This is a genomic window from Saccharopolyspora flava (genome assembly GCF_900116135.1).
Classification (GTDB): domain Bacteria; phylum Actinomycetota; class Actinomycetes; order Mycobacteriales; family Pseudonocardiaceae; genus Saccharopolyspora; species Saccharopolyspora flava.
Window position 1 is genome coordinate 741498 of record NZ_FOZX01000002.1, and the last position, 22311, is coordinate 763808.

17 protein-coding genes are annotated in these 22311 nt (G+C 72.2%); 5 read left to right on the plus strand and 12 right to left on the minus strand.

The features are described from left to right. Nucleotides 1-20: 20 nt before the first annotated feature. The 4 genes from topA to BM424_RS10300 form a co-directional block, all read right to left on the minus strand. Nucleotides 21-2813: a type I DNA topoisomerase gene (gene topA, locus BM424_RS10285; protein WP_093415612.1), complete on the minus strand. Its 2793-nt coding sequence runs from the start codon at nt 2811-2813 to the stop codon at nt 21-23. Nucleotides 2814-3118: 305 nt separating this feature from the next. Continuing rightward, nucleotides 3119-3703: a hypothetical protein gene (locus tag BM424_RS10290; protein WP_093415613.1), complete on the minus strand. Its 585-nt coding sequence runs from the start codon at nt 3701-3703 to the stop codon at nt 3119-3121. Between the two features lie 143 nt (nt 3704-3846). Beyond that, nucleotides 3847-4497: a hypothetical protein gene (locus BM424_RS10295; RefSeq protein ID WP_175548010.1), complete on the minus strand. Its 651-nt coding sequence runs from the start codon at nt 4495-4497 to the stop codon at nt 3847-3849. Between the two features lie 162 nt (nt 4498-4659). Then, nucleotides 4660-6966 carry a sodium-translocating pyrophosphatase gene (locus BM424_RS10300; protein ID WP_217649681.1) on the minus strand — a complete coding sequence of 769 codons (2307 nt, stop codon included), beginning with the start codon at nt 6964-6966 and terminating at the stop codon, nt 4660-4662. 487 nt (nt 6967-7453) lie between these two features. Between BM424_RS10300 and BM424_RS10305 the strand changes: the two genes are divergently transcribed. Beyond that, entirely contained in the window at nt 7454-9838 is a 2385-nt protein-coding gene (locus tag BM424_RS10305) for a DEAD/DEAH box helicase (RefSeq protein WP_245775741.1), read from the plus strand. Between the two features lie 102 nt (nt 9839-9940). On the opposite strand, the gene BM424_RS10310 is transcribed toward BM424_RS10305, so the two are convergent. The 8 genes from BM424_RS10310 to ssd all read right to left on the minus strand — a co-directional run bounded on the left by BM424_RS10310 (nt 9941) and on the right by ssd (nt 15559). Next, the gene (locus BM424_RS10310; protein ID WP_093415615.1) at nt 9941-10606 is read right to left on the minus strand and encodes a bifunctional DNA primase/polymerase; all 666 of its coding nucleotides are present in this window, start codon (nt 10604-10606) and stop codon (nt 9941-9943) included. 349 nt (nt 10607-10955) lie between these two features. Beyond that, a complete protein-coding gene (locus tag BM424_RS10315; protein ID WP_093415616.1) occupies nt 10956-11300 on the minus strand; it encodes an Rv3654c family TadE-like protein in 345 nt (114 codons plus the stop codon). Continuing rightward, a complete protein-coding gene (locus tag BM424_RS10320; protein WP_093415618.1) occupies nt 11300-11626 on the minus strand; it encodes a TadE family type IV pilus minor pilin in 327 nt (108 codons plus the stop codon). The genes BM424_RS10315 and BM424_RS10320 overlap by 1 nt, the downstream gene beginning before the upstream one ends. Further along, on the minus strand, nt 11623-11814 hold the full coding sequence (locus tag BM424_RS10325) for a DUF4244 domain-containing protein (RefSeq protein WP_093415620.1): 192 nt from the start codon (nt 11812-11814) through the stop codon (nt 11623-11625). The genes BM424_RS10320 and BM424_RS10325 overlap by 4 nt, the downstream gene beginning before the upstream one ends. 20 nt (nt 11815-11834) lie before the next feature. Beyond that, on the minus strand, nt 11835-12410 hold the full coding sequence (locus BM424_RS10330; RefSeq protein ID WP_245775742.1) for a type II secretion system F family protein: 576 nt from the start codon (nt 12408-12410) through the stop codon (nt 11835-11837). Continuing rightward, complete coding sequence (locus BM424_RS10335; RefSeq protein ID WP_245775743.1) at nt 12407-13195, minus strand: type II secretion system F family protein; 789 nt, start codon at nt 13193-13195, stop codon at nt 12407-12409. Before BM424_RS10335 ends, BM424_RS10330 begins: the two co-directional genes overlap by 4 nt. Continuing rightward, nucleotides 13189-14346, minus strand: coding sequence for a TadA family conjugal transfer-associated ATPase (locus tag BM424_RS10340; protein WP_093415622.1), 1158 nt, complete (start codon nt 14344-14346; stop codon nt 13189-13191). The genes BM424_RS10335 and BM424_RS10340 overlap by 7 nt, the downstream gene beginning before the upstream one ends. 82 nt (nt 14347-14428) lie before the next feature. Continuing rightward, complete coding sequence (gene ssd, locus BM424_RS10345) at nt 14429-15559, minus strand: septum site-determining protein Ssd (protein ID WP_093415624.1); 1131 nt, start codon at nt 15557-15559, stop codon at nt 14429-14431. Between the two features lie 649 nt (nt 15560-16208). On the opposite strand from ssd, the gene BM424_RS10350 reads away from it, so the two are divergent. The 4 genes from BM424_RS10350 to BM424_RS10365 all read left to right on the plus strand — a co-directional run bounded on the left by BM424_RS10350 (nt 16209) and on the right by BM424_RS10365 (nt 22305). Beyond that, entirely contained in the window at nt 16209-17036 is an 828-nt protein-coding gene (locus tag BM424_RS10350) for an HAD-IB family hydrolase (protein WP_093415626.1), read from the plus strand. 508 nt (nt 17037-17544) lie between these two features. Then, nucleotides 17545-19302, plus strand: a complete 1758-nt coding sequence (locus tag BM424_RS10355; protein ID WP_245775744.1) for a glycoside hydrolase family 3 protein — start codon at nt 17545-17547, stop codon at nt 19300-19302. A 5-nt stretch (nt 19303-19307) separates the two neighbouring features. After that, nucleotides 19308-20558 carry an exo-beta-N-acetylmuramidase NamZ family protein gene (locus tag BM424_RS10360; protein WP_245775757.1) on the plus strand — a complete coding sequence of 417 codons (1251 nt, stop codon included), beginning with the start codon at nt 19308-19310 and terminating at the stop codon, nt 20556-20558. A 10-nt stretch (nt 20559-20568) separates the two neighbouring features. Beyond that, nucleotides 20569-22305 (plus strand): serine hydrolase domain-containing protein, encoded by a 1737-nt coding sequence (locus tag BM424_RS10365; RefSeq protein WP_093415628.1) that lies wholly within the window; start codon nt 20569-20571, stop codon nt 22303-22305. Nucleotides 22306-22311: the final 6 nt, after the last annotated feature.

A 22311-nucleotide genomic window follows, 5' to 3' on the forward strand; every position in this document is an offset into this window, starting at 1 on the left:
ATGCCGCACCGACGCGACCGTCAGGACTTCGAGGTGGTCGACTTCGACGACGTGGTCTTCTTCGCCGCGGTCTTGGTGCCCGTCGACTTCGACGCCGTCGTCTTCTTCGCCGCCGTGGACTTCGAGGCCGTCGACTTGGAGGTCGTGGACTTCTTCGCCGCGGTGGTCTTCGACGTCGTCGTCTTCTTCGCCGGGGCCTTCTTCTTCGCGGGGGCCTTGGCCCGCCGCTCGGCCAGCAGCTCCACCGCGCGGTCCATCGACAGCTCCTCCACCGAGTCGCCCTTGCGCAGCGACGCGTTGGTCTCGCCGTCGGTGACGTACGGGCCGAAGCGACCGTCCTTGATCACCAGCGCCTTGCCGGTGTCCGGGGCCTCGCCGAGCTCGCGCAGCGGCGCGGCGGCGGCCCGGCGGCCCCGCTGCTTGGGCTGCGCGTAGATCTTGAGCGCCTCGTCCAGGGTGATCGAGAAGATCTGCTCCTCGGTCTCCAGCGACCGCGAGTCCGTGCCCTTCTTCAGGTACGGGCCGTAGCGACCGTTCTGCGCGGTGATCTCGTTGCCCGACTCCGGGTCGGTGCCCACCACGCGCGGCAGCGACAGCAGCTTCAGCGCGTCGTCGAGGGTGACGGTGTCCAGCGACATCGACTTGAGCAGGCTGCCGGTGCGCGGCTTGGACTTGTCGCCCTCCGGCAGCACCTCGGTCACGTACGGGCCGAAGCGGCCCTCCTTGGCGACGATCTCGTGCCCCGACTCCGGGTCGGTGCCCAGGCTGCGGCCCTCCATCGGAGTGGCGAACAGCTTCTCGGCGATCTGCACGGTCAGCTCGTCCGGCGGCAGGTCGTCGGGCAGGTTCGCCCGCTGCGCCGTCTCGTCCTCCAGCGTCCGCTCCAGGTAGGGCCCGTAGCGGCCGACGCGGACGTAGATGGTGCGCCCGTCCTCGTCGTCGAACATCGGGATCGAGTTGATCGCGCGCGGGTCGATCTCCTCCACCGAGGAACCGACCAGCTTCTTGAGCCCGCCGGCGCGACCGATCGAGTCCTCCGGGCCCACGTCGCCGCCGAAGTAGAAGCCCGACAGCCAGCGGGTGCGCTCCTCGCGCCCCTCCGCGATGCCGTCCAGCTCGTCCTCCAGCGCGGCGGTGAAGTCGTAGTCGACGAGCCTGCCGAAGTGCTGCTCCATCAGCCCGACCACGGCGAAGGCGATCCACGACGGGACCAGGGCCGAGCCCTTCTTCCAGACGTAGCCGCGCTCCTGCACGGTGCTGATGATCGACGCGTAGGTCGAGGGACGTCCGATGCCCAGCTCTTCCAGCGTCTTGACCAGGCTCGCTTCGGTGAAGCGCGGCGGCGGGTTGGTGGTGTGCCCGTCGGGCTCCAGCTCCGGCGCGGTGATCGGCTGGTCCTGGGTGAGCTGCGGCAGCCGCGACTCGGCGTCGTCGGCGACACCACCCGCCTCGGAGTCCACGGCCTCGACGTAGGCCTTGAGGAAACCGGGGAAGGTGATGGTGCGACCGGACGCGGCGAAGGTGCACTCCTCACCGCTGGTGGCGGTGCCGGTGATGCGCACCGACAGCGTGGTGCCCTTCGCGTCGGCCATCTGGGAGGCGATGGTGCGCTGCCAGATCAGCTCGTAGAGCTTGAAGCCGTCGACGTCGTTGGACAGCTCGTTGGCGACCTCGCCGGGGGTGCGGAAGCTCTCGCCCGCCGGGCGGATCGCCTCGTGCGCCTCCTGCGCGTTCTTGACCTTGCGGTTGTACTGCCGCGGCTGCGGCGACAGGTACTGCTCGCCGTAGAGGTCGCGGGCCTGGTTGCGGGACGCCGCGATCGCCGTCTCGGACAGCGTCGTGGAGTCGGTTCGCATGTAGGTGATGTAACCGTTCTCGTACAGCCGCTGCGCGGTGCGCATCGTGCGGTCCGCCGAGAAGCGCAGCTTGCGGCTGGCCTCCTGCTGCAGCGTGGAGGTCATGAACGGCGCGTACGGCTTCCGGGTGTAGGGCTTCTCCTCGACGCTGGAGACATGCAGCTGCGCGTCGGTCAGCGCCGCGGCGAGCCGCCGGGCCTCGGCCTCGTCGAGCACCTTGGTGTCGGCGTTCTTCAGCCGGCCGTCCGGACCGAAGTCGCGGCCGGTGGCGAGCTTGGCGCCGTCGACGGTGACCAGGCGGGCCCCGAAGCGGCGCGGCGAGGCGTCCGGGCCTGCGTCCATGGTCGCGCCGATGTCCCAGTACTCGGCGGAGACGAAGCGGATGCGCTCGCGCTCGCGCTCGACGACGACGCGGGTCGCCACGGACTGCACGCGGCCCGCCGAGAGCTTCGGCATGACCTTCTTCCACAGCACCGGGCTGACCTCGTAGCCGTAGAGGCGGTCCAGGATGCGGCGGGTCTCCTGGGCGTCGACAAGGTCCTGGTCGAGGTCGCGCGGGTTGGCGGCGGCGGCCTGGATGGCCGACTCGGTGATCTCGTGGAAGACCATCCGGCGCACCGGGACCTTGGGCTTGAGGGTCTCCAGCAGGTGCCAGGCGATGGCCTCGCCCTCGCGGTCACCATCCGTGGCGAGGTAGAGCTCGTCGACCTGCTTGAGGGCGTCCTTGAGCTCGGTGACCGTCGACTTCTTGTCGGCGCTCACCAGGTACAGCGGCTCGAAGTCGTTCTCGACGTCGACACCCAGGCGCGCCCACGCCTGGCCCTTGTACTTCTCGGGCACGTCCTTGGCGTTGCGCGGCAGATCGCGGATGTGCCCACGCGAGGACTCCACGATGAAGTTAGAGCCGAGGTAGGAGGCGATCTTCTTGGCCTTCGCCGGTGACTCGACGATCACCAAGCGCCGGGTAGCGGAGCCGTTCCCGTTGGGAGACCCCGAAGCCCGACCGGCCCCGCCGCCGGCCTTCTTCGTACGTGTCGACCCAGCCAACGCTTACCTGCTCTCTTCTTCCGGAAGCATCCCTTGCACCCGGCGCCCATCCGTTTCGTCCCCGGAGTGTGCGCGCTGCACGGTTAGTCGTGCCGCACCGGGAAGGCACAGGGTTGCATATAACACGCCGATATTCGTCGACGTCTTGTTGTACGAACGTATCGGGTTACCCAGGTGTTCCGTTTCGTGACCTGGCGTGATGTGCGTCAACCCGGTCAGGAGACGAGCGGAATCATTCCCTCGATCGCACCATCGGGCAGCGGTCCTACCAGCTCGGCGAGCCTGGCCAGGCGCCTGCGGCCGGTCACGCGCAGCGCCGGTCCGCCCGCTCTGGCACCCACGGTCTTGGCGGGCAGACCGCAGCCGCGGAGCGCTTCGGCGAGCGCCTCGTGCGTGTCGGGCGCGTGCGGGTCGAGGCCGAGCCGGTAGCCGTGCGCGTCGGCGGTGCCGGAGGTGAGCGCCCAGAGCCGCAGGGCCCAGCCGTCCGGCACGAAACCGGCCGGGACCGATTTCACGGCGCCGCGCAGCCAGCGGGCGGCGATGCCGGTGAGGTCGGAGCGGAACGCGGTGCGGACCAGCGGGCGGCCTTCGTCGGAGCGGCCGAGCTCGGCCTGGACTCCCCGCTCGGCGCAGGCGGCGAGCAGGCAGCGGGCGCGCCACTCGGCGTCGACGACCACCGACAGCCGCGCGGCGGTCCCGCGGCCGAATCCGACGGCCTGCCCGGGTCCGCACAGCATGCCCGCGAGGTCGGCGACGTCCGCTCGCCGCGCCTCTGCCGAGTAGAAGGACAGCTGGTCCACGAACGGGATGCTAGAACAGCAGTTCGAGATTATCCACCACTGTAACCCGATCGAATGAGTCCCGACGCCGGGAGGACACGATTTCAAGGGAGACCAGGTTCCCGATTTCCCTTGAAATCGTGTCGTTCACCCAGGTGAGAGGATCACTGGCCGGGCCGGGCCGGGTCGTGCTGGACCGGTGCGGGTTGCGCGGGCGCCGGCTGGCCCGGAGCGGGCTGGGCCGGTGCGGGGTTGAAGAAGGGCTTGCAGCCCGGGGCCTGCTTGGCGGCCTCGGCGAGCGGCTTGTTGGCCTCCAGAGCGCCGAACTTGCCGTTGAGGTCGACCTGCGAGGTCTTCTTCAGCTCGCCCTGCAGGGCCGTCATGCCCTCGGTGAACTTCTGCTTGTCGTTCGGATCGATCTGATCGGCCTTGCCGCGCGCGCCCGCCATGAGATCGCGGATCTGGCTGAAGGCGTCCTGGATGCCCTGGCTGACCTGGTCCCCGCCCTGGATCGGCGACGGCGGCAGCTCGTGCAGCCCGCGGACCGTGTCGTCGGCGGTCTTGGTCGCGCTGTCGAGCCGCGTGACCACGGAGTCCTTCATCGTCGCCGTGTTGGTCTTGTCCACCGGCGGCAGGTTCTTCTGGGACGCGGAGAAGTCGTTCACCAACCCGCACAACCGGCCCGCCCACTCGATGCCCTCCGGGCCCGCCGCCTGGGGCGCCGGTACGGGCTTGGGCGCCGGTGCCGTTCCGCAAGCGCTCAGGGCCAGCGGGATGGCCGCGAGCGCCGCGAGGGACGTCGCACGGAACCTCATTGCGAACTCCTCACATGGATCGGAGTAGCTCTCGCTCTGCGCTCGGACTCTCTCGTACCGCCACTCCTCCCGGTGAAGCCGGGGTCGCCCGCCGCGACAACACCCCTGCGCACAGCGATGGGCGCCACCCGAGCCGGGTGACGCCCATCGACGGGGACCGATCTAGGCGGGAGCGCCGTTGATCGTCTTGTCGTCCGCGGGCTCGTCCGCGATGGCGGTCGAACGCCGCTTGGAGATCACCACGGCGGCCACGATCACCACGACCGCGACGACCGCGATGCCGATCCGCACCGCCGGGTTGGCGGCGTCGCCGACGGCGAAGTAGACCACGGCCGGCGCGATCAGCACCGACACCAGGTTCATCACCTTCAGCAGCGGGTTGATCGCCGGACCAGCGGTGTCCTTGAACGGGTCGCCGACGGTGTCACCGATGACCGTGGCCGAGTGCGCCTCGGACCCCTTGCCGCCGTGGTAGCCGTCCTCCACCAGCTTCTTGGAGTTGTCCCAGGCACCGCCCGAGTTGGCCAGGAAGATCGCCATCAGGGTGCCGGTGGCGATGGCACCGGCCAGGTAGCCGGCCAGCGGACCGACGCCCAGGCCGAACCCGACCGCGATCGGCGCCAGCACCGCCAGCAGACCCGGCGTGGCCAGCTCGCGCAGCGAGTCGCGGGTGCAGATGTCGACCACCCGCCCGTACTCGGGGCGCTCCGAGCCGTCCATGATCCCCGGCTTGTCCTTGAACTGGCGCCGCACCTCGTAGACCACGGCACCGGCCGCGCGGGACACGGCGTTGATCGCCAGACCGGAGAACAGGAACACCACCGCGGCACCGATGACCACGCCCACCAGGACGTTCGGCGCGTAGACGAAGAACTCCGCGGTGGACAGCTGCCCGGCCACGTCGGCCAGCGCCGCACCGATCGCGTCGGTGTAGGAGCCGAACAGCGCCGTCGCCGCCAGCACCGCCGTGGCGATCGCGATGCCCTTGGTGATCGCCTTGGTGGTGTTGCCGACCGCGTCGAGCTCGGTGAGGATCTTCGCGCCCTCGCCCTCGACGTCACCGGACATCTCGGCGATGCCCTGCGCGTTGTCGCTGACCGGGCCGAAGGTGTCCATCGCGACGATGACGCCGACCGTGGTCAGCAGGCCGCAACCGGCCAGCGCGATCGCGAACAGCGCCACCGGCAGCGAACCGGACAGCAGGAACGCGCCGAACACGGCCGCGCCGATGACCGCCGCGGTGTAGACGGCGGACTCGAAACCGACCGACAGACCGGTGAGGATCACCGTGGCGGCACCGGTCAGCGAGGACTTGCCGACGTCCTGCACCGGGCGGTGCTCGGTGGCGGTGAAGTAGCCGGTCAGCTTGAGGATGACGACCGCGAGCAGGATGCCGATGACCACGGCCAGCAGCGCGACCAGAGCCGGGCTGCCCGGGGTGGCGCGCACCTCCTCCGACACGCCGGAGAGCTCGGCGAAGGTGCTGGGCAGGTACAGCATCGCGGCCACCGCGCACAGCACCGCCGAGATCCCGGCGGAGATGTAGAAGGAGCGGTTGATCGCGGTCAGCGCGCTCTCGCCGGAGCGGGCCTTGGTGATGTAGACGCCGATCACCGCGGTGAGCACGCCGATGGCGGGCACGATCAGCGGGAACAGCAGGCCGTGCGCGCCGAAGGCGGCGGTGCCCAGGATCAGCGAGGCGACCAGGGTCACCGCGTAGGACTCGAACAGGTCCGCCGCCATGCCCGCGCAGTCACCCACGTTGTCGCCGACGTTGTCGGCGATGGTGGCGGCGTTGCGCGGGTCGTCCTCGGGGATGTTCTGCTCGACCTTGCCGACCAGGTCGGCGCCCACGTCGGCGGCCTTGGTGAAGATGCCACCGCCGACTCGCATGAACATCGCCAGCAGCGCGGCGCCGAAGCCGAAGCCCTCCAGCACGCGCGGGGCTCCGCCCGCGTAGACCATGACGACCAGCGCGGCGCCGAACAGGCCGAGGCCGACGGTCATCATGCCGACCACGCCACCGGTGCGGAACGCCACCCGCATCGCCTTCTCGCGGCCCTCCCCGGACTCGCGGGCGGCGGCGGCCACGCGCACGTTCGCGCGGGTGGACAGCCACATGCCCAGGTAGCCGATGACGGCCGAGAACGCGGCTCCGAACAGGAAGAAGATCGACCGGCCGACGCGCTCGCCGATGGTCTCCGCGGGCAGCGCGAACAGCACCAGGAACACCACGACCGCGAAGATCGCCAAGGTGCGGAACTGCCGGTTCAGGTACGCCGACGCTCCTTCCTGCACGCCCTTGGCGATGTCCTGCATCTTGGCGGTGCCCTGCCCCGCGGCGAGCACCTCCCTGATCAGGACGTAGCCGAAGGCCAGTGCGGCCAGCGCGATGACCATGACGACACCGACCAGCGCGTAGTCGATGCCGGCGAGCTCGATGCCGGTGGGTTGTTGGGCGAGGTCCATCCGGGTTTGCGAGCTCGGTGGTGCAGCGCCCTGGGCCCAGCCGTGCTGGACCGGGGTGAGCAGGGACATCCGTCCTCCTGGGTTGTGCTCGGTTCTCACACCGGCGGCCCCGCACGCTCTTGCAACTCTTACCGGGCCCCGATGCGCGGTAGGCGGCCCCGCCCGGTACGGCCCGTGTTCGTCCGCTGGCCGTCCGTGGCGACGTCGTGGCTCGGGAGTCTATTCAGACCACGAGTGGCTTACCTCACGGTGTGATACGCACCTCATCTCGACGTGGGTTTTCGTTACCGAATGATCGATTCAGAGCCCTACTTGATCCCCTGATCGGCCATATTTCGATTTGGTACGAACGGGTGACGTGAGGTAGGGCGTGTCGCCCCGCCACCGGCGCGGACTCGGCCATCTCGCGGAACACGGAGAGAAATTCCCCCGAAAGGGGACATGCCCGACTCGCGGAGGGGAACACCTGTGCGGGTGCGGATCAGGTTTGTGCAAGGCTGGCGACGTGCGCGAGGAGGACAAGGGACAGCGGCTGCTCGGCCGCGTCCTCGCCGGGATCCCGGCCGACGAGTCGCCCGTGACGCACGTCGAGCACCGGCCGGCCCGCAGCGCCCGCACCGCCGACTGGCCCAAGTGGGCACCGCCCCGGCTCGTCGAGGCGTTCCGGGCGCGCGGCGCGGACGAACCGTGGATCCACCAGGTCGAGGGCGCCGAAGCCGTGCACGACGGCGAGAACGTCGTCGTCGCCACGGGCACCGCGTCCGGCAAGTCGCTGGTCTACCAGCTGCCGGTGATCTCCCGGCTGCTCGACGACCCCAAGGCCACCGCGCTGTACCTCTCCCCCACCAAGGCGCTCGCCGCCGACCAGCTGCGCAGCATCGCCGAGCTGGAGCTCACCGAGATCCGCGCGGCGAAGTTCGACGGCGACACCCCGCAGGCCGAGCGCGACTGGGTGCGCCAGCACGGCCGGTGGGTGTTCACCAACCCCGACATGCTGCACTTCGGCGTGCTGCCCGCCCACGGGCGCTGGGCGCAGTTCTTCCGCCGGCTCACCCACGTCGTCATCGACGAGTGCCACACCTACCGGGGCGTGTTCGGCTCGCACGTCGCGCTGCTGCTGCGCAGGCTCCGCCGGATCGCCCAGCGCTACGGCGCCGACCCGGTGTTCGTGCTCGCCTCGGCCACCGTCTCCGACCCCGCCGAGCTCGCCGAGCGCCTGACCGGCACGCGCTGCCGGGCGATCACCGAGGACGGCTCGCCGCGCGGCGCGCGCACCGTCGCGCTCTGGGAACCGCCGCTGCTCGACGACCTGGTCGGCGAGAACGGCGCCCCGGTGCGCCGCAACGCCGGATCCGAGGCGGCGCGCATCGTCACCGAGCTCGTCGTCGAGGACGCCCGCACGCTGGCGTTCATCCGCTCCCGGCGCGGCGTCGAGCTCGCGGCGCTGGCCGCGCGACGCGCTCTGTCTGAAGTGGACTCCTCGCTGCCGGAGCGGGTCGCCGCCTACCGCGGCGGCTACCTGCCGGAGGACCGCCGCGAGCTGGAACGCTCGCTGCTGACCGGAGAACTGCGCGCGGTGGCCACCACCAACGCGCTGGAGCTCGGCGTCGACATCTCCGGGCTCGACGCCGTCGTCGTCGCCGGGTACCCGGGCACGCTGGCCTCGTTCTGGCAGCAGGCCGGGCGGGCCGGGCGCGACGGGGACGGCGCGCTCGTGGTGTTCGTGGCCCGCGACGACCCGCTGGACACCTACCTCGTGCACCACCCGCCCGCCGTGCTGTCCCGGCCGGTCGAGGCCACCGTGCTCGACCCCACCAACCCCTACGTGCTGGAACCGCACCTGGCCTGCGCGGCCGCCGAGCTCCCGCTCACCGAGGAGTCCTTCGAGATCTTCGGCGGCGACCCCGCGCGGGAGGCCGTGGCGGCGCTGACCGCCGACGGCGTGCTGCGGCGCCGCCCGCACGGCTGGTTCTGGACCGAGCGGGAACGCCCGCACCGCACCGTCGAGCTGCGCGGCTCCGGCGGCCCGCCGATCGCGGTGGTGGAAGGCGAGTCCGGGCGCATGCTCGGCACCGTCGACGCGGATTCGGCGTGCTCCACGGTGCACCCGGGCGCGGTGTACCTGCACCAGGGCGAGTCGTTCGTGGTCGACGAGCTCGACCTGGAGTCGGCGATCGCGCTGGTCCACGAGGAGAGCCCGGACTGGACGACCTCGCCGCGCGACGACGTGGACATCTCCGTGCTGCGCACCGTGGAGAGCAGCGACACCGGCGCCGGGGTCACGATCAACCTCGGCGAGGTGGAGGTGACCTCGCAGGTCGTCGGCTACCTGCGGAAACGACCCACCGGCGAGGTGCTGGACCAGGTCCCGCTGGACCTGCCCGCGCAGACGCTGCGCACCCGCGCCGTCTGGTACACGGTGAGCCAGGAGCTGTTGATGAGCAGCGCGCCGGGGGGCGCCGGGCTGGAACCGGCGCGCATCCCCGGCGCGCTGCATGCTGCCGAGCACGCGGCGATCGGCCTGCTACCGCTGTTCGCGACCTGCGATCGTTGGGACATCGGCGGGGTCTCCACCGCGCTGCATGCCGACACCGGGGAGGCAACGGTGTTCGTGCATGACGGCCATCCGGGAGGGGCCGGATTCGCCGATCGCGGTTTCGCCGCATTGGTCCCCTGGCTGGTCGCGACGCGGGAAGCGATCGCTTCCTGCGACTGCCCGGCCGGATGCCCGTCCTGCGTTCAGTCGCCCAAGTGCGGGAATGGCAACGAACCGCTGGACAAGGCAGGGGCGGTGGCTGTTCTCGACGCGGTGTCCGCCGTGCTTCGGGGTAGCACCGACGGTCCGGGTGGGCTGCCCGACCAGGCACGATGAGCGCGCAGGGCTGGTGCGTGCTCGCGGGAATCTCGTGTCGGGTCGGGCCGGGGAGCCCTGGGCGCGGTGTCCGGACCGCTCAGCGCGTCACGGCGGCAGGTTCTACCTGCTCGCTCCGAGAAGTTCCGCCACGTCATCCGGTTGGTGATCGATCTCGAGCGCGGTCCGGAGCGCGTCCTGGACGAACTCCGGGCTGGGCAGCTGCCAGGCGCACACGTCGGGCTTGACCCGCCAATGCACCGCTCCGCCGGTGTAGGTCGACGGTGGCAGCGGAACCCAACTCCCCTTGCCGTGCAAGCGGATTCCGCTCTCCTCAGCCAGCTCGCCGTTGAGCTGACCCCCAGGGGTTGTCAGGAAGAACCAGCTCCCGGTCGGGGTCGCCACGATCGGCACCGGGAAGCCGCCGGCCCGCAGCACCTTGGCCGCCTGCCGTCCGGTCGCGGTGTCGACCTCGATCGCGTCGACCTGAGAACCGGTCGCCAGCAGGAGGTTGTACGGGTGCTCGTCCCACCAGGACATGACCTCGGCGAGGTCCGCCCCCAGGCGGTCCTGCCAGTCGGCGTGGACCGGGGTCGGACCGTGCAGCTGCATGCCGCGGCGGCCGAACCACTCGCCGTCCTTCGGGAACGTTCCGGGCAGCACCGACCAACCGCGCGACGCGAAGTCGATCGCCTGCACGCGCAGATCGATCCGGCTGCTGGTCAGCCCGGCCGGGTGGGCCGGGACGCCGCGGAAGGCGCTCTGCCACCTCTCCGCAGACCGTTGCATGTTCTCCGCCTCCTTGTTCAGCTGCGAGCGGCGTGGTGCTCCCTGAGATCGATCGGCCGGATTTCGGGGTTCCGGCCGATCCCCCGACCTCCTTGTCGGGTGGACCTCGGTTCGTGGCGAACCCGGGCTCGCCGCTCACACATTCCAAGAAACGTCATCAAGCCCCGGGGAGTACAGCCCCCTTGCGACGACCGGTCGTTCGGCGGCGATGAGCGCGAGGAGCCCAACACGCGCGCTGAAAAATCGGAAGTGGCACCGAACTCCGCCGGTGAAGCGTTCGTCGACCGCCGCACTGCCCGCAGGACCGCTCACCGACCGCTCGTCGTACACCCGCTGCGATACGCGCCGCTCAGCGAGGTGCGGGTCCGGCGCGCGCACGTGCGCTGGGCGGTGCGCCCCCGATCACCGCGCCGGGCCGCTCGCCGACGACCTCGACCCGGGCCTCCCGCCCGGCCAGGGTGCAGGTGATCAGACGGGTCCGCATCCCGCCGGTCACCCACGCGGCCTGCGCGCAGGCGACGTCGGGTCCGCTGATCGCGTGAGCGGCGGCGGCCAGCGCCGCCAGGTCGGCGGCGCCCTCGGTGCGGTGCCGGGCGGCGGTGGCCGCGCCGAGCTGCACCAGCCACCCCAGCAGGAGCAGCACAACCAGCGACAGCACCGCGGCGAGCGCGGTCGCCGAGCCCCGATCGTCCATCACCCCTCCCCCGGTTCCGGCACCTGGCCCGGTTCCAGCACCGCGACCGCCTCGGCGCGCGTCCAGTGCGCGCTCACCCGCACCCGGACCTGATCCCCGCTGATCGCGTGCTCGTACCGCGCGTCCGCGGGCGCCAGGTCCCGCACCGCCCGCTCGGCCCGGGGCGCGTCACCCCGGGCGAGCAGGCGGGCGGCCTCGACGGCGGCGTCCTGGCAGCGCACCTGTCCCAGCACCGCCGCGCACCCGAGCAGCAGGAGCCCGAAGACCGCGACCAGCGAGCAGATCCCCAGCGCGGCCTCGACGGTCACCGAGCCGCGGTCGTTCACGTGCCCGCGCCCTGCAGGCCGCGCTGGATGATCCCGGTGAGCGCTTCCTCCACCGAACCGCTGGTCACCACCGCGTACAGGGTCGTCGCGAAGGCCACGGCGGCCAGCGTGCCGACCGCGTACTCCGCCGTGGACATCCCGGCGTCGCCGGTCAGGGCGGCCCGCAGCCGCCGGATCAGGTTCCGCATCGTCGTTCTCCTCCTCGTGTCTACAGTGGAGCGATCGGGAGTTGCGCGAGCAGGCCGAGCACGACCGGCAGCACTCCCAGGCACAGGAACGCGGGCAGGAAGCACAGCCCGAGCGGCGCCGAGATCCACACCGCACCGCGCTGGGCGCGCGCCTCCGCCAGGTCCGATCCGCGCGAGCGGGCGCGGTCGGCGAGTTCGGCCGCGACGTCGGCGAGCGCGCTGCCGGTCCGCGCGGTGCGCCGCGCCGCGCGGGCGAGCTCGGCGGTGTCGGGGTCGCGCAGCGCCGGTTCCCAGCCGGTGGCGGCGTCGCAGCCGAGCGCCAGGTGATCGGCGACCTCGTCCAGCGTTCGCCGCGCGGTGCCGCCGACCTCGACGGCCACCGCCCGCACGATCACCGGCACCGGCAGGCCCGCCCGCATCCCCGCCGCCAGCAGGTCCCACCCGGCGGCGAGCACCAGTGGATCGGCCCGCCGGGGCCGCTGCGGGCGGGATCTCGCCGGTGCGCGCGGACGGGGCAGCCGCAACCGGTGCCGGGCCGTGGGGACCGGCACCAGCAGCACCGCGACGGCGGCGATCAGCGCGACCACCGCGTTCACGACCGCACCACCGCTCGGGTCAGCCGCGAGCTCCACAGCACCCCGGCGATCAGCAGCGCCACCCCGGCCAGCAGGAGCAGCTGACCGCCCGGGCCGCTGCCGAACACCGCGAACGGCGAGGCACCGGCGGCCTGCCCGAACAGCAGTCCCAGCACGGGGAGACCGGTGAGCACGCCCGCGGTGGCGCGCGGACCGGCCATCTTCGCCGCGACCTCGCGCCGGAACGCGGTGCGCCGCTCGACGTCGCGGCGCAGCGAGTCCAGCAGTTCGGCGAGCGCGACGCCGTGCCGTTCGGCCAGTTCCCAGGCGCGGGTCAGCCGCCGCACCGGCTCGCGTGGTCGCCCGGACAGAGGCGTCTCGGACAGGGCGGTGACGTCGCCGCCGAGCCGGGCGGTGGCGGCCAGGTCGCGGAAGAGCCCGGCGACCGCCGGTCCGGACTCGGCCGCCGCGCCCTCCGCCGCGTTCGCCGGGTGCGCTCCCGCGCGCACCTGGGTCACCAGCAGCCGCAGGGCTTCGGCGAACTCGTCGTGCAGCGCGAGGTCCCGCTGCTCGTCGCGGTTCTCCCGCAGGTACCGGCCGGCGAGCAGGGTCAGCGCGAACGCCGCGCACATCCCCGCCGGACCCGCGCAGACCGCTCCGGCGAGCCCGGTCGCCCAGGGCAGCAGCCGGGCCGGACGCGGCATCCGCAGCGGTGCTCGCGGGAGTCCGGGCAGCCGGTGGCGGCCGGTCGGCGCCGGCCAGCACAGCAGACCGGCCGCCGCCAGCAGGGCGCTGGTGATCAGCACGGCAACCCACCTCCCCGGGATTCCAGCAGGTCCGCGAGGTCGTTCCGGCCCACGCCCCACCCGGTTTCGCGTTCCCACGCGGGCCGGACCGCGACCTGATCTCCCGCGCGGTGCAGCACCCCGATGGCGGCGAGGCGCCGGTGCCGGACCTGCAGCACGATCTGCACGGCCGCGGCGAGCTGGCTGTGCAGGGCGTCGCGGGACAGGCCGCCGAGCGCACCCAGGGCTTCCATCCGGGCCGGCACCTCGCGCGGCGAGTTGGCGTGCAGCGTGCCGCCGCCCCCGTCGTGCCCGGTGTTGAGGGCGGCCAGCAGCTCGCGCACCTCGGCGCCGCGCACCTCGCCGACGACGAGGCGGTCCGGGCGCATCCGCAGCGCCTGGCGGACCAGGTCGCGCACGCCGATCTCGCCCGCGCCCTCGACGTTGGGCGGCCTGGTCAGCAGCCGCACCACGTGCGGGTGACGGGGCCGCAGCTCGGCGGCCTCCTCGACGCAGACGATGCGCTCGTGCCCGCCGACCGCGCCGAGCATCGCCGCCAGCAGCGTGGTCTTTCCGCTGCCGGTGCCGCCGGTGATCAGGAACGCCAGTCGGCGCGCCACGATCTCGCGCAGCACGGCGGAGATCCGCTCGTCGAACGTCCCGGCCCGCTGCAGCGCGGCGAGGTCGTGGTCGGCCGGCCGCAGCACGCGCAGCGAGAGGCAGGTGCCGTCCCCGGCGACCGGGGGCAGCACGGCGTGCAGCCGGACGGCGCCGGTGTCGCGGTGCGGGAGCCAGGCGTCGACCCACGGTTGGGCGTCGTCGAGCCGACGCCCGGTGGACATCGCCAGGCGCTGGGCGAGCCGGCGCACCGAGTCCTCGTCGGGGAAGCGGACCCGCGCGGGCACCAACCCGTCGCCGCGGTCCACCCACACCTGGTCGGGCGCGGTGACCAGCACGTCGCAGGTCTCGGGGTCGTCCAGCAGCGGTTCGAGCGCTCCCGCGCCGGAGAACTCCTGCTGCACGAGGCGCAGCGCGGCGAGCACGTCGGCGTCGGCGACCAGGCCGTCGGACTCGGCCCGGACGGCCTCGGCCACGGCGGCGGGGCTGAGCGCGGCGCCGCTGCTCACCAGCCGGGTGCGCACGCGCGCCAGCAGGTCGCGATCCACGGACATGGTGATCCTTCCCCTTCCCCTGCCGGTTTTCCGGCAGGACGGCATGGCCGATCGAGCGAGATCGGCTGCGGTGCAGCGGGTTTCAGAACGGCGCGGGCAGCGCCGGGATCGAGCGCGGGCTCGGTGGCTGCGCCGCGGCGAGTTCGGCGAGAACCGCGCCTGCGGCGGTGGCCAGCGGGCCCCGGCGCAGCGCGGAGACGAGGTCTCCGCGGTCGAGAGCGGCGGCCAGCCGCGGCTGTGGTCGCATCGTGGTGAGCACCGCCGCACCCGCCGCGCGCGCCACGTCGCGCGGGCGCAGCCCGCCCGGTGCCGGGCCGCGCACCACCAGCCGGACGGGACATCCGGCGCGCTCGGTCACGGCGGCGACGACGCGGGCGGCCGCGGCGCAGGCCCGCACCTCGGCGGGCACCACGACGACGGCGAGCTCGGCGTCGCCGAGCACCGGTTCGTCGGGGTCGCCCGGCGCCGGGCAGCGCGGCAGGTCGCACACCACGGTCGCGCCCGCCCGGCGGCCGGCGCCGAGCACCGCGCGCACGCCCTCGGGGGTGAGCCCGCTGGATGCGCGGTCGCGATCGCAGGCCAGCACGGCCACCTCGCCCGCTCCGACGCGCTTGCGCGGCAGGGCTCGCCGCAGGGTTCCCGCGCCGAGCCGTCCGGCGCCGACCGACAGCCCGGACCAGCGCAGCCCGTCCTCCCGCTCCAGACCGGTGGCGAGGTCGAGCCCGCCGCCGAGCGGGTCGCAGTCGACCAGCAGCGATCGGCCTCCGGCCCGCGCGGCGGCCACGGAGGTGGCGGTGGCCAGCGCGGAGGCGCCCGCGCCGCCGCAGCCGCCGAGCACGGCCAGCACCCGGCCCTCGCCCTCGGGGCCGTCGGCGGCGTCGGCGAGCAGCTCGATGAGCTCGCGCTCGTCGTCCGGGAGGGTCAGCACGCGTTCGGCTCCGACGTCGAAGGCGGTGCGCCACACGCGTTCTCCGGTCCGGCGGCACAGCAGGGCGACTCCGCGTCGGCGCGGCAGCGCTCGGGCGGCGGTCGCGGTGCTCTCGTCGAGCAGCACCAGCGGTGCGGTGCGCCAGGCGGTCGGCAGCAGTCGTGGCGCGCGTTCGAGCTCGCCACCGGAGGCGGCGGCGAGCCGGGAGATCTCCTCGGCCAGGTCGGTGTCGTGCACCACCAGCAGCGGGCGCGCGGTTTCCGGCTCGGTTGATCGTGCGGCCATGACGGACTCCCAGGATCGGGATTATTCGGAGGAAAACCACTTCCGGATCGGCCGGAAGAAGGAGCGTGGTGCCGCGAATGGCCGCTCGTCGTCCAAAGTGACCGCAGGCAGGTCCGATCGCCAAGCGATTTCTGAAATCTGTGGACTAACCCCCTCGCTGTGGATAACTCGCGCCACTCGAAAGAGTTGCACGAGGTCCGCAAAAGGAACGAGGGGAATTCACATTTCGCTCACTCGGAAACTGTTGCGCGAGCACGGACTTCGCGCAGGTGAGAACACCCGCATACGAGACGACCCCCGCCAGGGGGGAGGGGCGGGGGTCGTCGTAGTTCAGCTCCGGGGGGTCGAGCTGAACTGGTCCGGTCACGCCGGACTCCCCACACTGTATCCCGCAGATCCCCAGTAATGCCTCCCGTCCATTTGAGGGAACGTCTTTGCTCTCAGTGCCCGATAGCTCGCTCAGATCCATTCATTCGTGGCATGAAAATCCATCTCTTCGCCAGCAACCCGCCATCCGCAGCACGGTGTGTGAAAAATCGCCTTCCCGAAGGGAGACACCGCACAACCCGTCCGGGTCCCCGCGGAACGGCTCCCGAAACGCCCCCCTCGCCCGGCTCGTCGGCGCGCACCCGGCTCGTATGCTGTCCCCGTGACCGAGCCCGCGAACCCCGCCGCCGCTCCCGGACGCCGGGTGGCCGCGTTCTTCGACCTGGACAAGACGATCATCGCCAAGTCGAGCACGCTCGCCTTCAGCCGCCCGTTCTTCCAGGAAGGGCTCATCAACCGCCGCGCGGTGCTCAAGAGCGCCTACGCGCAGTTCGTGTTCATGCTCGCCGGCGCCGACGCCGACCAGATGGACCGGATGCGCGCCCACATCACCTCGCTGTGCGCGGGCTGGGACGTCGACCAGGTCAACGCCATCGTCGAGGAGACCCTCCACGACATCGTCGACCCGCTGGTCTACAAGGAGGCCACCCAGCTCATCGCCGACCACCAGGAGCAGGGCCACGAGATCGTGGTGCTCTCGGCGTCCGGCCACGAGGTGGTGGCCCCGATCGCGAAGCTGCTCGGCGCCGATCACTGGTTCGGCACCCGCATGGTGGTCTCCGAGGGCCGCTACACCGGCGAGGTCGACTTCTACTGCTCCGCGGAGAACAAGGCCGTGGCCGCCCGCGAGCTCGCCGCCGAGCACGGCTACGACCTCGACGAGTCCTACGCCTACTCCGACTCGATCACCGACATGCCGCTGCTGGAGGCGGTCGGCCACCCCACGGTGGTCAACCCCGACCGCGGCCTGCGCAAGGAGGCGGTCCAGCGCAGCTGGCCGTCGCTGGCCTTCGAGCACCCGGTCTCGCTGCGCGCCCGCATCCCCACCCCGTCCCGCGCCGCGGTGACCGCCGCGGGGGTCGGGCTCGGCGCCGTCGCGGCCGCCGGCGCCACCTGGTGGGGAGTGCGCGCCTGGCGCCGTCGCCGGTGATGGCCGAGCGTGACCGAAGGCCCTGGTGATCACCCTCGCGGTTCGCCCTGACAGGCCCTTGCAGTGATGGGCATCACCGTCTACAAAGGGAAGTGCGGACCCTGATTGGCCAGGGACGTTACGGAGGAGAAGTAACGTCCACCCCTCTCAGGCTCCGCGCGCGAGACTTGGAGAACCCACGCGTCGCCGCAGATAAGGCTGTCGTGCACAGGGTTGCGTCACCGGGACGCCGGACGCCTAGCCCGAAAGTTACGACGAATGAGCACGCTTGGTACCCCAGGACCTCGCGCGAGGGGGCGGCGCCCGGAACCGGGCGCCGCTCTTTTTGCGCCCGCCCGCGTCTGGACCCCGGAAATCGATCCGCCCCGGAAATCCGCCTCGCGCAGACCGATCCAGAACGTTGACCTCCACATTCATGGTGAGTAATTTCCTACTTCCGCTGTATTTGTGGTGAACAGTTCTCGTTTTGGAGGCCGATGTGGCGTGGCGATCCCCGACCCGACGTGCCGTGATCGCGTTGAGCGCGCTGGCCGTCGGCGCCGCCGCACTGACCACGACCGGGAGTGCCCTGTCCCCCCAAACCCCGAGGGCGCAGACCGCTGACGAGCTGCTCCGGCAGATGACGCTGGAGCAGAAGGTCGGCCAGCTCTTCGTCACCTACGCCTACGGCCGCACGGCCGACACGCCGGACCCGGTGAACCGCGAGGAGTTCGGCGTCGACACCCCCGCCCAGGTGGTGGAGAAGTACCACCTCGGCGGCATCATCCACTTCACCTGGTCCAACAGCCTCTACGACCCGAAGCAGATCGCGGAGCTGTCCAACGGCCTGCAAACCGCGGCGACCAACTCGGGCGCCCGGGTGCCGCTGCTGATCTCCACCGACCAGGAGCAGGGCCAGGTCACGCGGATCACCGAGCCCGCCACCCAGCTGCCCGGCAACATGGCGCTGGGCGCGGGCCGCGACCCGGTGGCCGCCGAGCGGTCCGCGGCGATCACCGGCCAGGAGCTGCGGGCGATGGGCCTGAACATGAACTTCGCGCCGAGCGGGGACGTCAACGTCAACCCGGCGAACCCGGTGATCGGCGTGCGCTCCTTCTCCTCCGACCCGGCGCTGGCCGCGCAGTTCACCGCCGCCCAGGTGCGCGGCTACGAGGACGCCCAGCCCGCGGGCGAGGGCGTGTCGGCCTCGGTCAAGCACTTCCCCGGTCACGGCGACACCAGCACCGACAGCCACACCGCGCTGCCGGTGATCGAGCACGACCGGCAGCAGTGGGAGCAGCTGGACGCGCCGCCGTTCAAGGAGGCCATCGCGGCAGGCACCGACTCGGTGATGAGCGCGCACATCGTGGTCCCCAAGCTCGACGACTCCGGCAGGCCCGCGACGCTGGCGCCGAACGTGCTCACCGGGATGCTGCGCCAGGAGCTCGGCTACCGGGGCGTGGTGTTCACCGACTCGCTGCAGATGGAGGGCGTCCGCCAGCAGTTCCCGGACGCCGAGATCCCGGTGCTGGCGCTGCAGGCCGGTGCCGACGTGATGCTGATGCCGCAGAACCTGCAGGCCGCCATCGACGGCGTGATCGCCGCGGTCCGCGACGGGCGGCTGACCGAGCAGCGCATCGACGAGAGCGTGCGGCGGGTGCTCGAGCTCAAGGAGCACCGCGGCGTGCTGGCCAACCCGTTCGTCGACGTCGCGAAGGTCGACTCGGTCGTCGGCAGCCGCGAGCACCTCGACGAGGCCCAGCGGATCACCGACCGGACCACGACGCTGCTGCGCAACGACGCCGCGCTGCCGCTGAAGTCGCCGGGCTCGGTGTTCGTCACCGGCGCGAGCGAGAAGGGCACCCGGGCGCTGTCGGACTCGGTGCGGGCGCGCGGTCCGCGCAGCTCCGCGCTGGCCACCGACCTGCAGCCGACGCCGGAGCAGATCGGTCAGGCCGTCGAGCAGGCCAAGGGCAGCGACGTCGCGGTGGTGCTCACCAGCGCCGCCTGGAACCCGGACAACGCGAGCCAGCTGGACCTGGTGCGCGCGCTGCAGCAGACCGGCAAGCCGGTGATCGCCGTGGCCACCCGCGACCCCTACGACGCGGCCCACGCCGACGTCCCGGCGTGGATCGCCAGCTACTCGGACAAGCCGGTGGCGATGGAGTCGGTGGCCAAGGTCCTCTTCGGCGAGACCACCCCGGCGGGCAAGCTGCCGGTGCCGGTCCCCGAGCCCGGCAAGCCGGGCACCGACCGGTACCCGTTCGGCTTCGGCCTGGGCTGGTGATCGGCGTGAGCGGCATCGGCAGGCGGCGCTTCCTCACCGCCTCGGCGCTGGCGGTCCCGGCGGTCGGCGTGGCGTCCAGCTCGGCGTGCGCGGCCAAGCCCGCGCAGGTCGCGCCCGGGCAGGTGCGCACCGGCGCGGACGTGCTGGCCGGGCGGGACTTCTCGGACCTGGCCGGGCGCAGGCTCGGCGTCATCACCAACCCGACGGGCGTGCTGTCCACGCTCGATCACCTGGTGGACGCGATGCACGGCGGCGGCAAGGTCGACATCGCCGCGGTGTTCGGCCCGGAGCACGGCTTCCGCGGCACCTCGCAGGCCGGCGGGTCCGAGGGCGACGTCCGCGACCCGCGCACCGGGCTGCCGGTCTACGACGCCTACGGCGCCGACGCGACCAAGCTCGCGGAGCTGTTCCGCAAGGCGGGCGTGGAGCAGGTGGTATTCGACATCGCCGACGTCGGCGCCCGCTTCTACACCTACATCTGGACGATGTACACGGCGATGCGGGCCGCGCAGCAGCTCGACCTGGGGTTCGTGGTGCTCGACCGGCCGAACCCGATCGGCCCGCTGGTCGCGGGACCGACGCTGGACCCGCGCTTCGCCTCCGGCGTCGGCGCGCTGCCGATCGTGCAGCAGCACGGCATGACGGTCGGCGAGCTGGCCCGCCTGTTCGACCGGGTGCACCTGCCCGCCCCGCTGCCGGAGCTCACCGTCATCCGGGTCGAGGGCTGGTCCGGGCGCACCGCCGACACCGGCCTGCCGTGGGTGCCGCCGAGCCCGAACATGCCGACCCGGGACACCGCCGCGGTGTACCCGGGCACCGGGTTGTTCGAGGGCACGACCTGGTCGGAAGGGCGCGGCACGACCCGCCCGTTCGAGATCATCGGCGCTCCCGGCGTCGACTGGCGGTGGGCCGAGGAGCTCAACGGCATGGGGCTGGAGGGCGTGCGGTTCCGCGAGACCTACTTCGTCCCGACGTTCTCCAAGCACGCCGAGCAGACCTGCGGCGGCGTGCAGCTGCACCGCACGGGTGATCTCGACCCGATCGAGGTGGCGGTTGCGATGTTGGTCACAGCCCGACGGCTCTATCCTCAGCTCTTCGCCTGGCGCGACGATGGGATGGTCGACAAGTTGTCCGGTTCCGACCGGTTGCGCGGCATGGTGGACGCGGGAGCCGACGCAGGCGAGATCACCGATTCCTGGCGGCAGGACGTCGTGGACTTCCGCAGACAACGCGATCCCTACCTGCTCTACCGCTGAGGGGGCTGACTTGGGCAAGACCGCGCTGGCGGCCGTGGCGCTGCTGTCGTTGACCGCGCTGAGCGGCTCGGCGGTGGCCGGGCAGGGACGCGCGGCCGGGCACTTCGACCGGCCGCAGGACGGCTTCGCACCCGCGACGACGGTGCTGCAGGACGGCACGCCGTCGGGCATCGGCCTGGACCCGAAGCCGATCGACGACGCCTGGGCGCAGATCGCGGCCTGGACCGAGAAGACCCCGGACACCGAGCACCCGATGTACGCGGGCGCGGTGGGGATGCTCGTGCACGACGGCGTGGTGGTCAGCCGCACCGCGGCGGGCAAGGAGCTGCGCTACGCCGACGGCAGCGGCACCGAGCTGCCGCCGCAGGAGCAGGAGCCGATGCGGCCGGACACGATCTTCGACGTCGCCTCGATCAGCAAGCTGTTCACCTCGATCGCCGCGCTGCAGCTGGTCGACGACGGCACGATCTCGCTGAGCGACCGGGTGGCCGAGCACGTGCCGGAGTTCGCGGTCAACGGCAAGCAGGACATCACCGTCCAGCAGCTGCTCACCCACACCTCCGGGCTGCAGGCCGAGGTGCAGCTGTGGAAGCTGCCGCCGGAGCAGCGCATCCCGTCGGTGCTGGCGCTGACCCCGGAGCACCCGCCGGGCACGCACTACGAGTACTCCGACCCGAACATGATCACGCTCGGCGTGCTGATCGAGCGGGTCACCGGGCACCCGCTGGACCAGGTCGTCCAGGAGTGGATCACCAAGCCGCTGGGCATGACCGACACCGGCTACAACCCGCCGGCATCGAAGCTGCACCGGATCGCGGCCACCGAGTTCCAGGCCGACCCGCCGCGCGGCATGGTGCGCGGCCAGGTGCACGACGAGAACGCCTGGTCGCTGGGCGGCGTGTCCGGGCAGGCGGGGGTGTTCTCCACCGCCGACGACCTGGCCAAGCTCGGGCAGACGCTGCTCAACGGCGGTGCCTACAACGGCACCCGGATCCTGTCGCAGCGCACCGTCGAGAAGATGCTCACCGACTTCAACGGCGAGTTCCCGGGCAACGCGCACGGTCTGGGCTTCGAGCTGGACCAGCGCTGGTACATGGCCGGGCTGAGCGCGCCGCGCACCGCCGGGCACACCGGCTACACCGGGACGTCGCTGGTCATCGACCCGGCGTCGCGGTCGGTGGCGGTGCTGCTGACCAACCGGGTGCACCCGTCGCGGGAGTGGGGCTCGAACAACCGCGCCCGCCAGACGCTGGCGCAGGGCATGGCCCGGGCGCTGGCGGTGTTCCCGCGCGAGGGCCGCGAGTCGTTCTACGCGCCGGGCGCGGCGACGCTGACGAGCGCGCCGCTGGGTCCGGTGAACGGGCCGCTGCGGGTCTCGTTCGACGCGTTCGTCGACACCCAGCGCGACCCCGACGGCACCGACGCGCTCACCGTGGAGTCCAGCTCGGACGGGGTGACCTGGCGGCCGGTGCCGCTGACCGCGACCGGGCCGGGCGCGCCGGACGGCCCGCAGCAGGAGCTGGCGGGGTCCGGGCACCGGGCCTGGTGGCAGGTCGGCGGCGAGGTCCCGGCCGCACCGGGCGAGAAGGTGCGGCTGCGCTGGCGCTACGGCCTCGACGAGCAGTACGAGGGCCGGGGCGTGAACGTCGACGACCTCAAGGCCACCGACGGTCACCGCACCCTGCTGGACTCCGAGCGGGATTCCACCGAGCTGCACCTCGACGGCTGGACCGCCACCTCGCGCTGACGGCTT

Excerpts from the sequence above, each read along its gene's own strand:
- BM424_RS10325 (WP_093415620.1), bottom strand. The coding sequence starts at position 11,814 with ATGCGGAACCTGATCCGGCGGCTGCGGGCCGCCCTGACCGGCGACGCC.
- ssd (WP_093415624.1), bottom strand. The coding sequence starts at position 15,559 with ATGGCCGCACGATCAACCGAGCCGGAAACCGCGCGCCCGCTGCTGGTG.
- BM424_RS10310 (WP_093415615.1), bottom strand. The coding sequence starts at position 10,606 with ATGCAACGGTCTGCGGAGAGGTGGCAGAGCGCCTTCCGCGGCGTCCCG.
- BM424_RS10295 (WP_175548010.1), bottom strand. The coding sequence starts at position 4,497 with ATGAGGTTCCGTGCGACGTCCCTCGCGGCGCTCGCGGCCATCCCGCTG.
- BM424_RS10340 (WP_093415622.1), bottom strand. The coding sequence starts at position 14,346 with ATGTCCGTGGATCGCGACCTGCTGGCGCGCGTGCGCACCCGGCTGGTG.
- BM424_RS10315 (WP_093415616.1), bottom strand. The coding sequence starts at position 11,300 with ATGGACGATCGGGGCTCGGCGACCGCGCTCGCCGCGGTGCTGTCGCTG.
- BM424_RS10300 (WP_217649681.1), bottom strand. The coding sequence starts at position 6,966 with ATGGACCTCGCCCAACAACCCACCGGCATCGAGCTCGCCGGCATCGAC.